This is a genomic window from Agarilytica rhodophyticola (assembly GCF_002157225.2).
GTDB classification, from domain to species: domain Bacteria; phylum Pseudomonadota; class Gammaproteobacteria; order Pseudomonadales; family Cellvibrionaceae; genus Agarilytica; species Agarilytica rhodophyticola.
In genome coordinates this window covers 5,841,318-5,856,046 of the sequence record NZ_CP020038.1, presented here as the reverse complement: position 1 = coordinate 5,856,046, position 14,729 = coordinate 5,841,318, and the positions used below count along the sequence as shown (strand labels likewise).

At 41.4% G+C, this 14,729-nt stretch carries 13 protein-coding genes; 8 read left to right on the top strand and 5 right to left on the bottom strand.

The genetic code is table 11. From position 1 onward, the window contains the following. Positions 1-1,113: 1,113 nt before the first annotated feature. Together dinB and BVC89_RS24235 are read left to right on the top strand one after the other, a co-directional pair. The gene (gene dinB, locus BVC89_RS24240) at positions 1,114-2,196 is read left to right on the top strand and encodes a DNA polymerase IV (RefSeq protein ID WP_086933684.1); all 1,083 of its coding nucleotides are present in this window, start codon (positions 1,114-1,116) and stop codon (positions 2,194-2,196) included. Positions 2,197-2,493: 297 nt separating this feature from the next. Next, on the top strand, positions 2,494-2,913 hold the full coding sequence (locus BVC89_RS24235) for an ExbD/TolR family protein (protein ID WP_086933683.1): 420 nt from the start codon (positions 2,494-2,496) through the stop codon (positions 2,911-2,913). A 136-nt stretch (positions 2,914-3,049) separates the two neighbouring features. Here the strand turns inward: BVC89_RS24235 and BVC89_RS24230 are convergent, their stop codons facing one another. From BVC89_RS24230 to puuE, 5 genes are all read right to left on the bottom strand, one after another. Continuing rightward, a complete protein-coding gene (locus tag BVC89_RS24230) occupies positions 3,050-4,447 on the bottom strand; it encodes an AtzE family amidohydrolase (protein WP_245929216.1) in 1,398 nt (465 codons plus the stop codon). A gap of 143 nt (positions 4,448-4,590) precedes the next feature. Continuing rightward, positions 4,591-4,785 (bottom strand): DUF4089 domain-containing protein, encoded by a 195-nt coding sequence (locus tag BVC89_RS24225; protein ID WP_086933682.1) that lies wholly within the window; start codon positions 4,783-4,785, stop codon positions 4,591-4,593. A 17-nt stretch (positions 4,786-4,802) separates the two neighbouring features. Continuing rightward, positions 4,803-5,102: a DUF1330 domain-containing protein gene (locus BVC89_RS24220; RefSeq protein ID WP_086933681.1), complete on the bottom strand. Its 300-nt coding sequence runs from the start codon at positions 5,100-5,102 to the stop codon at positions 4,803-4,805. Positions 5,103-5,117: 15 nt separating this feature from the next. Further along, the gene (locus BVC89_RS24215) at positions 5,118-5,624 is read right to left on the bottom strand and encodes a cupin domain-containing protein (protein ID WP_086933680.1); all 507 of its coding nucleotides are present in this window, start codon (positions 5,622-5,624) and stop codon (positions 5,118-5,120) included. Between the two features lie 20 nt (positions 5,625-5,644). Beyond that, on the bottom strand, positions 5,645-6,559 hold the full coding sequence (gene puuE, locus BVC89_RS24210) for an allantoinase PuuE (RefSeq protein ID WP_086933679.1): 915 nt from the start codon (positions 6,557-6,559) through the stop codon (positions 5,645-5,647). A 365-nt stretch (positions 6,560-6,924) separates the two neighbouring features. On the opposite strand from puuE, the gene BVC89_RS24205 reads away from it, so the two are divergent. The 6 genes from BVC89_RS24205 (at position 6,925) to BVC89_RS24175 (ending at position 14,639) form a co-directional block, all read left to right on the top strand. Next, a complete protein-coding gene (locus BVC89_RS24205; RefSeq protein WP_245929214.1) occupies positions 6,925-8,352 on the top strand; it encodes an amidohydrolase family protein in 1,428 nt (475 codons plus the stop codon). A gap of 79 nt (positions 8,353-8,431) precedes the next feature. Next, positions 8,432-10,042, top strand: coding sequence for a gamma-glutamyltransferase family protein (locus BVC89_RS24200; protein WP_086933677.1), 1,611 nt, complete (start codon positions 8,432-8,434; stop codon positions 10,040-10,042). Between the two features lie 226 nt (positions 10,043-10,268). Further along, entirely contained in the window at positions 10,269-11,084 is an 816-nt protein-coding gene (locus BVC89_RS24190) for a sulfite exporter TauE/SafE family protein (protein WP_086933675.1), read from the top strand. A 27-nt stretch (positions 11,085-11,111) separates the two neighbouring features. Further along, positions 11,112-12,338, top strand: a complete 1,227-nt coding sequence (locus BVC89_RS24185) for a pyridoxal-phosphate-dependent aminotransferase family protein (RefSeq protein ID WP_086933674.1) — start codon at positions 11,112-11,114, stop codon at positions 12,336-12,338. Positions 12,339-12,346: 8 nt separating this feature from the next. Beyond that, a complete protein-coding gene (locus BVC89_RS24180) occupies positions 12,347-13,366 on the top strand; it encodes an adenosine deaminase (protein WP_086933673.1) in 1,020 nt (339 codons plus the stop codon). A gap of 10 nt (positions 13,367-13,376) precedes the next feature. Then, positions 13,377-14,639 carry an allantoate amidohydrolase gene (locus tag BVC89_RS24175; RefSeq protein WP_086934734.1) on the top strand — a complete coding sequence of 421 codons (1,263 nt, stop codon included), beginning with the start codon at positions 13,377-13,379 and terminating at the stop codon, positions 14,637-14,639. The last annotated feature ends 90 nt before the right edge of the window (positions 14,640-14,729 follow it).

Genomic DNA, 14,729 nt, shown 5'->3' with positions numbered 1-14,729 from the left:
TTTTAATTATCTTTGGAGTATGAACTCTAAAAATATGAAAATATTTAAATTCAAACACCTGATATATCGATTGTCGTAAGCAAATGATTAATTTGCCGATTTAATATTTTGTTTCCTCAGGGAGCAGATATTTGGTTCCAGATAAGCTAGATAACTCCCTTTTTTAGATAAAATCTGTCAATTATTTGATCAAATTTAGTTTTTTAAAGGGGTAAACTTATTAAATTGAGTCATTTGGGCTAAGAAATACAATTTACTTTACTTCTGAGCACGAATAATTTGGATCAAAATCTGATATTTCCTCTTTAGGGGATTAAATAACACCATATTTCGCTCTTCAAGTATCAAGGTTTCCAGGCAGAAATTGTAGAAGTAGATTCTGAAACTCGCTTTAAGGTTATTTTGTACTAATTTGACCGCTCTTGTTCATTCCCAAAAGCGCTAATTACCACAAATGGGCCTTTAGCCTAAGCCACTGGGAGGTAACTTAAGTTATTTTGGCAATTGTGCCAGCACTGTTCTTGCTCCTGCATTGCTCTAATACATCGCCTCCTTGTACTTATCGGCAATTGCTCCTGTATTACTCTAATACAGCATCTCCTTGTACTTATCAGCAATTGCTCCTCGTTGCCTTAATAATTTTTGTTGTTAAATCTGTAATCTAAAGTCTGTTAACACCAATGCTAATGCTTTTCTTCGCTACCAAAATACTATTACCCAAAAATATCTGCTCAAATCTACCATCTGCGCTCTAATACAGCACTTCCTGTGCTTATCGGCAATGGCTCCGAGGTTATAGCCTTCTGGATAATTGTCCCTGCTTGATGCTTATATTCTACGTTCCTGTAAAGATATCTCGCTCAAACTCTCTTATTCTTAAGTTTTTGTACATTGCTCCAGTTATCTGTACCTATACAAGTGTAAATAATGGGTGAGTAACCACGAGCGGCGTTTTTAAAAGCAAACTTTGGTGGCTGATATCATTTTTCTATCTAGCATCGTTAATAGACACTCATTTAGAATGACTGAAAGTCGTTGGTGTTCCTCGGCCAGCCAAAAAATACGTGCCGTCAGGTGTAATTCAATTAGTGTTAAGAGTTTCTATGTCAAAATATGAAAAAAATCATTCATATCGATGCTGATAGTTTTTACGCTTCTGTTGAAATACGCGAAAATCCCGAACTGAAGTTATTACCTATCGCCGTTGGGGGTAATCCAAATTCACGTGGTGTTATTGCAACGTGCAATTACGAAGCACGTAAATTTGGTATACACAGTGCCATGTCTTCTGCAATGGCTTTAAAGTTATGTCCATCTTTACGAATTCTCCCACCAAGAATGTCTCTTTATAGAGAATATTCTTTGTCTATGAGAGAAATTTTTTCTAATTACACAGATAAAATAGAACCACTCTCTCTAGACGAGGCTTATCTTGATGTTTCAGATTCAACACTTTGTGGAGGCAGCGCCACTTTCATTGCTAAAGAAATTAAGGAAAAAGTATTTGAAAAGTTAAAAATTTCTGTTTCTGCGGGTGTTGCACCAGTTAAATATCTTGCAAAAATTGCAAGTGATTGGGATAAGCCAGATGGTTTATATGTGATTTCCCCAAAGCAAGTTGATAGTTTTGTATTGCCATTATCTGTCAAAAAACTGCCTGGAGTTGGGCCGGTGACAGCGAAAAAACTTGCTGGGAGAGGTATTTTCACATGCGCGGATATACAAAAATTGGAATTGAGTACTATGGTTCGTCTTTTTGGCACATTTGGACGGCGACTTTACGAAATGTCATATGGTATAGACGAAAGGGGGATCGACTCTAAGTCGGATAGAAAATCAATTAGTGTTGAGCGTACTTATGCCAGCGATATGCACAACTTGGAGAGTATTTTTCCCAACCTCGAAGAGCTTTTACTTTCTCTAGACGAACGTTTCGAGAAATTAGATTCGTCTTTAATGATTAAAAAACTATTTGTAAAAATTAAATTTAATGATTTCTCGATTACCACTATCGAGTCAGCGGCTACCGATAACAAAGGTAAAAACAATGAGCGTTTTCATCATTTATTATCCGCAGGCTGGCAACGCCAGCAAAAACCAGTAAGGTTAATTGGTGTTGGCTATCGGCTATCTCCATCTTCATACGAACAGTTACCCCTTCCATTTGAACAAGATGGCAGTATTCGTGATGAGTAAGAAATGATCAAAAACGAACAGTTTTATCCTTTATAGCAATAAGAAAAGGACTTCAGTACGCGCAGATAGTGTTGTGATAGCTATTTTTGTATAAAAAGTGAACGTTTTGAGCGTGGTAATGCGTAATCCAAGGTAGATAATAGTGTTTTAGGATAGAGTCTATCGATGACACATGTTAGTATCGTTCTTTTGATTGGCATCAAGCTACGAAGCTGTTGCCGGCTTGGGGGGCCTCAGGCGCCTACTGAATGAACAAGCGCACAAGCACGCACGGTATACTATTGTGGAGAATTAAAGGTGAGTCGTAGAAAAAGAAACAAGGTTGAAGCTGAAGATAAAGCTGAGATTGATTTAACCCCAATGCTCGATGTGGTTTTCATCATGCTTATCTTCTTTATCGTGACAGCATCTTTTATTAAAGAAAAGTCTATTGGTGTTAATGTTCCAGAAGATAATGATCAGCCACCTCCACCAGATGCTGAGTCAAAAAATATCCTTATTTCTGTTAATTCAACAGATGAAATCTATATTGATCAGCGCCGTGTCGATATTCGTGCTGTACGTTCATTGATTGCTCAGAAATCTGCTGAAAATCCAGAAGGTGGTGTGGTTGTTCGCGCTCACGAGCAATCTACTGCGGAAACCTACGTTGCGATTGCTGATGCCGCACGTGAAGCCAAGATTTTTAATGTCTCTTTGGTTCCATATACTGAATAAGTAACAATTGAGTTTACTTTATATAAAAAGCGACTTATTTAAGTCGCTTTTTTTTGGGCTAGAGAAAAATCTGAGGTTTATTGAGGCAGCTTTGGCAACGACAAACTCAATGTCAGCAGGCCATGGTATAACTTTGCTATGACAGTGATGGTTGGTGCGATATGCAGCCCTCGCGCTCCAAATACGAAGCTACTTGAAAGCATAAATCTTCGCGCCAGGGGGCAGCTATAACTTGTATTCCAATTGGCATATTTGCTTCTTTATCTAACGTTGGTATTACTAAACTGGGTAAACCGATAGCAGAAAATGGCTGTGTAAAATAGCCTAAATTTGGTCGTAAAGCTTGTTTTTCTCCAGCGATAGTCAGGGTTTTCTCTCCCATTTTTGGTGCAGTACAAGGCGTCGCTGGGGCAATAATGATATCTGTATCTTTAAATAGAGGTAGGACTTGGTTTCGGTACCACAGCCGAACCTGCTGTGCTTTTATATACCATTGGGCCGGTAGTAGGGCCCCTGCAATAAAACGATAGCGAGTATCTGCATCAAAATTATCGGCTTGTGTTTGCAAGTGTGCTTTATGTAATGCACTGCCTTCAACATTCGTAATTAAGTATGCTGCTGATCGACCTTCATGTGTTCCTGGTAATTCAATTTCCTCGTTAACGTGCAATATTTGACATACTTTGTCCATCGCAGCTTGAGCTTGCGGAAAATCACGGCAACTGAAATAGCCTACGGCCCTTTTTATCCGCATCCCATCTATGCCCCGATCTAGTAGATTAATAGTATTTATATTTTCTCGCTTAATGCAGGCGTGATCTTTACTGTCATACCCTTGGAGTGCATCAAAGCACAAAGCTAAATCTTTTACACTGCGAGCGAGAGGGCCCAAATGATCGAGACTGTCAGAGAATGGATAAGTTCCCGTTCTGCTTAACCGGCCATATGTTGGTTTTAAACCGAAAATACCACATAGAGATGCGGGTACCCGTATGGATCCATTGGTGTCAGAGCCGAGAGAAAGGGGGGCAATTGCTGCTGCTGTTGCCGAACCGGATCCAGAAGAGGAACCACCACTCATTGATGATAATGACCAAGGATTAGCGCAATTACCGTAATGGGCATTCTCACCAGTAAAATCGTAAGCATATTCCCCCATTGATAAGCCACCTAATAATATTGCGCCTGCTTTTTCCAGTTGCTGTATTAATTTGGCATCCACTTTTGCCGGAGGATTATTAGCGTTAATTTTAGAACCGGCGAGAGTTATTTCCCCGGCAATATCAAACAAGTTTTTAACTGCGAAAGGGACGCCGGCTAGGGGCCCCGGGTTAATTCCACGACTGATATCCTGGTCAATTTCCGCCGCTCGCTGTTTTGCCCTTTGGGAAAGGATCGAGCTATAGGCGTTTAATGAGGGGTTGAGTGTTTCTATTCTTTCTAGATAATGATTTACAATCTCTTTTGCACTTAGTGTTTTCTCACTAACGTGCGTCGCTATCTCGTGTGCCTGGATAAAAGCTGGAATGTTCACAGGTTTACCTTTTATATTTCTGATATAAAGTTGTTATCTTATGTTTTGCTGATTGTGCAACTATTTATAAGACAACTTATAAGACAACGCCCTAGCATTGCTAAGACAAACTTTTCACGTACCTCTATTAATAGAAGTGTGTTTTAGTCTGGTGAGTATGTATTTGCCAAATCAAGGCTATCTTTATCTATATCCGCGTTTTCCACTATATTCGCCATTTTTGCCGCATTATCAAGGTGGCCTATGATCTCATCTTTCCATTCTTCTTTTATTTCTATACCTATGCAAGGCGCCATAAATGCTAAGTATGAAGCTGAGTCAAAGTGTTTTTTTGTCATAGATATCTCCTGTGTGATTAATTGTCGGTGACACCATCACATAAAATCATATTACAGTAGTGGGCATTTTGACGTCGCATATTGTGGATTGCTTTTAATTTTTCATCATTGAGCCACGCTTTAGCTATTTCTCTATTTGGGTACTCCATAATGACGATACGTTCACTTGTCCAACTTCCGTCAAGTGTTTCCGGAGAACCTCCTCGAACACGGTAGCTACCGCCATATTCGGCTACAGATGATGTAATCAATTCAATATATTTCTTATATTCGACTTCATTTTTAATGGCAATATCAACAATGACAAATGCACTCATTAATTCACCTTTAGTTTATTGATTGTACGCTTTGATAATGGTTTCATGTTGGGGAAAGATTTTGCTTAACCTATCTACATCACCGAGGGTCATATCTTCATATTCGAAACCTGGGGATACGGCTTCGCTTATAAGCCCATAGCCAGCATTAGAATTAAGCAGTTTCGCTCGTTTCCAAATACCACCTTTAACGTGAAGTTGCAGTTTCTCTCCAGATGTAATATCTGAACCCATAACTATTTTTTCTAAACGTCCGTCTGGATGGATTAACGTATACTCAATAGGATCGCCCAAATGATAATAGTGCAAAATATCTGATTTATTTAAATTCCAGTGACCTATAGTCTGATCTCTAGTGAGTAAATAATAAATAGATGTGAGTAAAAAGCGGGAGCCTTCTGCGGTGTTCAATCTATCGCGTTCTTCCGCCTGATAAGTTCGCCGGAAATATCCTCCTTCAACATGAGCACTGAGATCTAGCGTTTTAATAACTTCTTCAACGGTGGCAAATGTGTTAGACATAAATATTTATTCAATGAGAGTTAGCGGGCGTTGGGATAAAAGTTTTGGTGCCAATGCTTAGCGATGTCAATACGCCGACAGATCCATACTTTATCGTGCTTAAGAATATGTTCAATAAATCGCTCAAGTGATTTTAAACGCGCGGGCTTTCCGATAATCCTGCAGTGTAGTCCGATATTCATCATTTTGGGCGCTGTTTCTCCTTCATTATAAAGCACATCAAAGCAGTCCGTCAGGTAGCTTAGGAATTGTTCGCCACTATTAAACCCCTGAGGTGCGGCGAAGCGCATGTCATTAGTATCCAGAGTATAGGGAATAATTAGGTGTGGGCTTTCATAATTCATATTCCAGTAGGGGAGATCATCTGCATAACTGTCTGAGTCATACATAAAACCACCTGCTTCAACGATAAGGTCTCGTGTATTTGGGCTATCTCGACCGGTGTACCATCCAAGTGGCCTTTCGCCCGTTATCTCTTTATGAATTGCAATAGCTTTTTTGATGTGTTCACGTTCGGTTTCTTTGGTCATGAATTGGTGGTCTATCCAGCGATAAGCATGACTTGCTATTTCCCAATTAGACTCTTTCATTGCTGCTACGGCATCTGGGTTTCGCGCCATTGCCATTGCTACCCCATATACGGTAACGGGGAGCCGATAACGGTTAAATAGCCGGTGTAAACGCCAAAATCCGGCTCGACTACCGTACTCATAGAGCGACTCCATGCTCATATGACGCGCGGGATAGGGCTTGGCTCCTATAATTTCAGATAGGAATGTTTCTGAATGTTCGTCACCGTGCAAAACATTGTTTTCACCGCCTTCTTCGTAGTTGATAACGAACTGAACGGCAACTCTTGCGCCGTTGGGCCAAGGAGATGACGGCGTTTGGCGACCGTAACCAATAAGGTCACGGGGGTAATCGTTGTCTGACACAGATTATTTCTCCCAATTCTTAGGGTGTAGCAGCTTTGATTCGATAATTTCAGTATTGTTGGACAGCAAACAAGCACATTATATTATAATAGTTGACCTATTGGACATGTTTTGTAGTTTAATAGGCACTCCTGTGAAACTAAATATATGTCCACAGGGGGTATTATTGCAGCTTGAATGACTGGCGTGAAGCCGTCCGGTAATTGCCCAAAGCCAGCATGCATACTGCCTAGAGCCTGTATGCTCACTTTATATATTGGGTATTTGCGCTGATATTTTTTGTCAGGTCTAATAAGACAATAAATCGGATCAGTTAATGTTGGTTAGCTGATGACCACTAAACTTTAGCACAGGTTATTTTTGTTATGCTGACAAGAGCACTACAAATGGGGTTATTCATTATATGCACTCAAGCTTTTTCCTTGAACGCATATAGTCAAGTAGATAAATGGTTCGAAGACTTTAAAAGCAAGGCGACAGATGAACAGTTGTATAAGTTTCTATACGCTATGCCTAAAGGGGGTGATTTACATAATCATCTCAGTGGTGCCGGGTTTCCCCGTTGGTGGTATGAACTGGCAATAGCTCAGGAATCTCGAGGTTTTACATACTATACAAAAACACAAATACTAAATTGTCGGCCCTATGGCAGTAATGAGTTCGGCGGTGCGCCTTACTTGCTTCTATTCGTCAATCTGCAGCAATCGAACTACGATAAATTGAGCAGTTGTGAGAAAAAAGAATATACCAAACTAAAAGACTTAAACCCAGAGCAAAAGCAAGGGTGGCTTAACAGCTTGAAATTAGATAAATCATATGAAGGCCGCGATGAGTTCTTTCAAACTCATTGGCAGCGACTTAATGATTTATTTGTTAACCACCATATCCAAGCAGAGATACTGGTAAGAAATATGGTCGCCTTTGGTAATGAAGGCTTATCTTATTTAGAAATAGATATGTCTCCCACTGGTGTTAGACCTGATGGGAGTTTTTTGAAAGCAGAAGAAGTGTTGGCTTACTACAAGCAACGTTTAAAGAAAAAGGATGCTATTGATAGTGGTGTTGAGGTACGTTTTCACTGGGCACTTCTACGTTTTACCCCAGATGCAGAAAAGAATCTTGTTGAGGCATACAAGTTTCTTGATCAAAACCGAGATATGTATGTTGCCTTGGATCTAGTTGGACGTGAAGACAATGATAAAGGTTACCCGTTACGCTTTCTTCCAACACTACGCAAACTAAGACACTCTTATCCCGATATAGAATTATCCATGCATGCCGGAGAAGTCGACGAACCTAACCAGCATATACGTGATACTTTGTTGCTGGGTGCGAATCGAGTGGGGCATGGTGTGAATTTATTGAGTGATCCTGACACCTTCTTATTAATGCGCCATGGCCCTTATTTGGTCGAAGTAAATTTAGTAAGTAATTTACTATTGGAGTACGTTTCTGATTATAGCCAGCACTCCTTCCCGGAGTTTTTGCGCCTAGAAGTTCCTGTTGCTCTTTCAACCGACGATCGCGGAATGTTTGATTCAAATATCACGGATGAATTCTTCGTGGCAGTGAAAGAATTTAATTTATCTTGGGCCGAAGTAAAAAAACTAAGTCGAAATTCGCTGCAATATGGGTATATGGATGAGAAAACGAAAACTCGTCTATTAAAAAGATATGCCAAGCGTATTCAGAAATTTGAGCAGGGCTTTAAGAATAAAGAAATGAAGAGCTTGCAAGGGGTTAAACCTGTTAAGCATGGCTTTATTTGCAGTAAATATGGGCTATGTGGCTAGGGCCTGTTCACACTAATTTAAGAAGGCAATTTTTTACTTACACTATGGTGCGTCATAACAACAATAAGGAAACTATCTTTTGAATCAAGTTGCATTTACTGCGCCCCATTATAAAGCGGCGCAAATAGGTTTAGACTTATTAAAAGATGGCTGTAATGCGGTGGATGCCATGGTAGCCGCTGCTGCCGCTATCACCGTTGTTTACCCCCATATGAACAGTATTGGGGGAGATGGCTTTTGGTTGATACAGAAACCTGGCGAAGTGCCTTTAGCGATTGATGCCAGTGGTTTTTCCGCCAGTAAGGCAAGTATTAAAAATTATTTGTCCCGCCAACTTACAGCAATTCCTTCACGTGGTGCGGATGCGTGTATTACACTTGCTGGCACCATAAGCGGCTGGCAGGTAGCGCGCAATAGTATGGAGCAGGTACTAGGATATAAAAGTCGATCACTTAGTGAGTTGCTAACCCCGGCAAAGCAATTAGCAATAGACGGTATTGAGGTTACGGAAAGTCTAGAGGCTGCCAGTCGCAAGTGTTTGTCAGAAATATCGGTATTAGAGGCAGACACTATTGTAAGTACAGACCCTATGTTTGCGCCGTATATATCTGCTTTTAGTCATGATAATAAGCCTTTATTAGCTGGAACAAAGTTAAAAAATCCTGCATTAGCTGGTGTGTTTGAACAAATGATACATGCAGGCTTAGATGATTTTTATCGAGGTGATTTAGCGACAAAAATTGCTAAAGGTTTAGAAGACGCTGGTAGCCCAATTACTCTAGAAGATATTAATGACTACTCAGCAAAAGTTGTGAATCCCTTATCTGTTAAATTGAGTTGTGGTGAGCTATATAACATGCCGCCTCCAACGCAGGGTTTAGCATCGCTTATCATTCTTGCACTCTATGACCAGCTTCAGAAAGAAGGCTTCAGTGAAGCGGAGCATATTCACTACCTTATAGAAGCAACCAAAGAAGCTTTTAAAATACGCGATAAAGTTGTGGGTGACCCCAATAGAATTACCACCCCCGTTGAGAGTTACTTAACTTCTGACAATATAAAATCTCTTGTTGCAAATATTGGAAAGCAAGCTCAGCCCTGGCCTTATAAAGCTGAACCTGGTGATACGGTTTGGATGGGGTGTACAGACCAAAATGGTGTGATGGTTAGCTTTATTCAGAGTGTGTATTGGGAGTTTGGCTCCGCTATTGTGATTCCTGATACTGGTATTGTTTGGAATAATCGCGGCAGCAGTTTTAGCTTGGACGTGCAACATCACAATGCATTAGGTGCTCGTGTTAAGCCGTTCCATACACTTAATCCTGCATTTGCACAGTTAAAAGACGGTCGTCGGGTGGTTTACGGCACGATGGGAGGTGAAGGACAGCCTCAGACACAAGCTGCATTATTTGCCCGTAAGTTTTATCAAAACATGAGTCTACAAGATGCGGTTAGTCGAGGGCGATGGCTCTTGGGACGCACTTGGGGTGACCAAAATTCTGATTTAAAAATGGAGCAGGATATCTACGATGAGCTAGGCGAGCAATTGGAAAAGCGAGGTCATAAAATCTCAGTTGTGACGGCAAAAAATGAGTTGATGGGCCACGCTGGGGCGATTATTGAGTCTGGGGGGGAATTGGAATCTGTATGTGATCCTCGCAGCGATGGCGCAGGCTTAGTTGCTCTTTAGTTTTCCGCTGAAAAATGCATCCTGAAACTTTTCAGCGAGTCGAATCAAAAATACTGGCGCAAATGTGTGGATATGCTGGCGCTTTTGTTTCTCGAATGGGGCTTATAGCCACCTGTAAGCAAGTCTTGTTTGGCTTGTATTTTGTCCATAAGCCTGTGCTAGGGCATATGTTGTTAATTTGTTTAATGCCCGTACAAGAGGCATATTTTTAAGAGTTAGGATATTTATGATTGAATGGTTGCCGATTGTTTTGGCTTTACTATTTACTGGCGTAGTGGCTGGTATTTTAGCGGGCTTATTGGGTGTTGGTGGTGGTATTGTTATCGTTCCAGTATTGTATTTTATCTTCCAAGGCTTGGGTATTAATGCCGATACCGCAATGTCGATTGCTACTGGAACATCATTATTGACTATTATTCCAACCAGTATTTCGTCTATTCGCGCCCATCATCAGCGCGGTAATATTGACCTTGATATTATTAAGCTTTGGTCTCCTTTTATTATTCTCGGCGTGGTAGCGGGCAGTATTTTCGCGACTCGTGCAGGGGGAGGGGTTGCCAGTGCAGTTTTTGGCTGTGTCGCTTTATTAGTTGCGGCCAATATGTTGTTTCGGGCATCAGCTGCGCCTATGCAAGAAAAAATGCCTAACAATATTGTGCAGGCAATATTTGCTAGTATTGTTGGCGCGATATCAGTAGTGATGGGAATTGGCGGTGGTACTTTGGGCGTTCCCTTATTAAGTGCTTTCAATACAGCTGCTCATCGGGCTGTTGGAACTGCAGCTGTATTTGGTTTAGTTATTGCCGCTCCAGGTGCTTTGTTAATGTTGACTTTGGCAAGTACTCCAACGGATGCCCCAGCAGGAACTATTGGCTTTGCCAATATTTATGGTTTTGCTTTAATCGTTCCGTTAACTATATTGACTGCGCCTCTAGGGGTGAAAATTGGCTCATCCTTAGATAGCGCTAAGTTAAAGCGGGTTTTTGCCGTATTTTTAGCGATCAGTGCTTCACGTATGATCTACCAATCATTTTTCTCGTAACTTTTAAATAAATGAAGGCCAAATAGTATGTCAGATTTAATTAATAAAGCTTTCGTTCCACCTGCAAGACTGCTGATGGGGCCGGGCCCTATTACTTGCGATCCCCGTGTTCTGCAGGCTATGTCGCATCAGCTGGTCGGTCAATTTGATCCGTCGATGACACAATGTATGAACGAAACAATGGCCTTGTATCGCGGCGTGTTTAAAACAGAAAATCAATGGACTTTTATTGTCGATAGTACTTCGCGAGGTGGTATTGAAGCTGCGCTAGTATCATTATTAAATCCTGGCGATAAAGTTCTAATTCCCGTTTTCGGGCGCTTCGGCTTACTTTTAAAAGAAATTTCTGAACGTTGTGGTGCCCAAGTACATACAATAGATATCGAATGGGGAGAGGTTGTTCAGCCTGAGCAGGTTGCGAAAGCGATTGATAAAGTACAACCAAAATTAGTGGCACTAGTGCAAGGAGATACGTCTACAACTATGTGTCAGCCTCTTGATGAAATCGGAAAAATTTGCCAAGAAAAAGGCGTCTTGAGTTACTGTGATGCCACTGCTTCTATTGCTGGTAATGATTTTCGCACAGATGAATGGGGAATTTCTGTAGTTTCTGCAGGCTTACAAAAGTGTCTCTGCGGTCCCTCGGGTAGTGCACCTATTACATTAAACGAAGAGGCCGTTGCTGTTATTAATACCAGACGCCATATCGAAGCGGGTATACGTTCAGACAAACATATCGATGCCAGTGGTGAGCGTATTCGCTCTAATTATTTTGATCTGGCCATGATTATGGATTATTGGAGTGAAGAGCGCCTCAATCACCATACTGAAGCTGCCAGTATGTTGTTCGGTGCTCGTGAATGCGCGCGAATATTATTAGAGGAGGGCGTCGACAACGCAGTTGCCCGCCATAAAGTACAGGGCGATGCCATGGCTGCTGGCCTTGAAGCAATGGGCTTACGCCTGTTTGGCAATCAGCAATATAGAATGAATAATGTTGTTGGCGTTTATATTCCTGAAGGTGTGAATGGTGAAAAAATTCGCCAGCAAATGTTGATGGATTTCGGTATCGAAATAGGTACTTCTTTCGGCGCTCTGCATGGTGTAATTTGGCGTATTGGCACGATGGGATATAACGCTAGAAAAGATGCAGTATTGCAAACCCTTGCGTGTTTAGAACAATCGCTAACCATACAAGGTTTTAAAGTGCCTGCCGGTGAAGCTGTTAAAGCGGCACTTGCAATGATGGGGTAGCGAACAATATGAGTGACAATAGTGATTTCAATGCCTGGGTAAGTGGGCTCCCTAAAGCGGAGTTGCATTTACATATTGATGGTAGCTTACAAGCTCACCGTTTACTCGCTCTTGCTGAGAAAAATAATGTCAAGTTAGATTACAAGACTACTGAAGAGGTCGAAGCCGCATATAATTTTGTCGATTTACAAAGTTTTCTAGACCTTTATTATCTGGGCGCTTCGGTGCTAAAAGACGAAGAGGACTTCTACCACTTAATGATGGATTATCTACTTAAATGTCGGGAGCAAAATATTGTTCACTGCGAAATTATGGTAGAGCCTCAAACCTACTTTCCTAATGGTGTTAGCTTTGCCACTGTGATGGCCGGGTTTAAAAAAGCCATCAAAGAAGCCGAACAAGGTTGGGGACAATCTGTACTTTTAATTTTAAGTTTACTACGCCATTTAAGTGAGCAAGAGGCAATTGAAACACTAACGCAAGCCGAACCCTTTCGCGATGATTTTGTAGCCATTGGCTTGGCCAGCTCAGAAAATGGAAATCCACCTGAAAAATTCGAAAAGTTATATCGTGTAGCAAGAGAGCAAGGGTATCTAGCCATTGCTCATGCCGGGGAAGAGGGACCAGCAGATTATATCTGGAGTGCGTTGAAAAAACTCAAAGTGCAACGTATTGATCACGGAGTCAGATGTGTTGAGGATGCAACGCTCTTACAATACCTTAAAAAGGAAAATATCCCTCTAACTGTCTGTCCACTATCCAATGTTTGTTTATGTGTTTTTGACTCGATGACAGAGCATAATATTCTTGAATTACTGGAGGAGGGGGTAAAAGTTACTGTAAATTCTGATGATCCTAGCTATTTTCGAGGTTTCCTCAACGAAAATTATATGGCGCTACATGAAGCCTTAAACTTAACGAAACCCCAAGCTTTAGTACTAGCTAAAAATAGCTTTGAAGCGAGTTTTTTGACAGCGGATCAAAAGGCGCAATACCTGCAAAAACTCGATGTTTATAGCCGAGGTTGAAATAGTGAGTATGTTTGATTTGAATGGCGATAAGCACATTCCCGGAGCTGCTAGGGTGATGCAACGTTGTGAGCAATTAGCGCAGTATAGCTCAATGAGCACAGGTATTTGCCGTACTTATCTCACACAAGAGCATCAGCAATGTAACGCCACAACTCAACAGTGGATGCAAGAAGCCGGTATGAAAAGTTGGATAGACGGTGCCGGCAACTGCTGGGGACGTTATGCTTCAGCAAATGAAGATGCCAGTTCTATTATTTTAGGTTCTCACTTAGACACTGTTCCAAATGCTGGAAAATACGACGGTATATTAGGCGTAGTCGCGGCAATAGAGGTGGTTGATGCTCTTCACAGGAATAATGTTCAATTACCTTTTCATATCGACGTTGTTGGGTTCGGTGATGAAGAGGGGACGCGTTTTGGCACTACCTTGCTAGGTAGCCGTGCAGTGGCTGGACAGTGGCAAGACTCCTGGTTTGCGCTGCAAGATAAAGAAGGGATGAGCCTCTCGCAAGCAATGGAGAGCTTTGGTCTTAAACCTGAGAAAGTCTCCACGGCTAATCGTAGTGGCGACAAAGTCGCAGCTTATCTTGAGTTACATATTGAGCAAGGCCCAATACTTGAGCAAGAAGACTTAGCTGTTGGCGTTGTTACTTCTATCGCAGGGGCTCGACGCTTTAACTTTACTCTTGAAGGTATGGCTGGGCATGCAGGCACTGTGCCTATGAATATGCGTCGAGATGCCATGGTTACTGCCGCTTTGTGTATTGCTCAAATTGAAGATGTAGCTAAGAATTCGAATGTCGTTGCTACTGTGGGTAAGTTGGAATGTTCCCCTGGCTCAGTTAATGTAATTGCTGGTAAATGTCAGTTCTCTCTGGATATTCGCAGTGGCAAGGATTCGGATCGTGATGCCGCGGTGAAGTCTATTTTTGAATATATCGAACAGCTATGCCACGATCGAGATATTAACTTTTCCTACCAAGAGATCCACAATGCACCAGCTGTGGAGTGCGCCGATTGGCTACAACAACTGACCGCTGCATCTATTGCTGACTATGGCTTAAAACCTCTTTCTATGATGAGTGGAGCAGGCCATGATGCTATGGTTTTTTCCGGTATATATCCTATGGCAATGCTATTTGTGCGATGTAAAGGTGGTATAAGTCATCATCCAGCTGAAGCTATCACCGAGGCGGATGTAGCAGTTGCTCTAGATGTATTTTTAGATATGATAATGAAATTTGAAAAATTTTATTGTTCTGATTCTTAATATAGGATTACTAGCCTAATAAAGATTACTAACAAAGGACGGTTAATATTTTCTTGCTCGCAAAGAAGAAATACATACTATTTCTTCTTT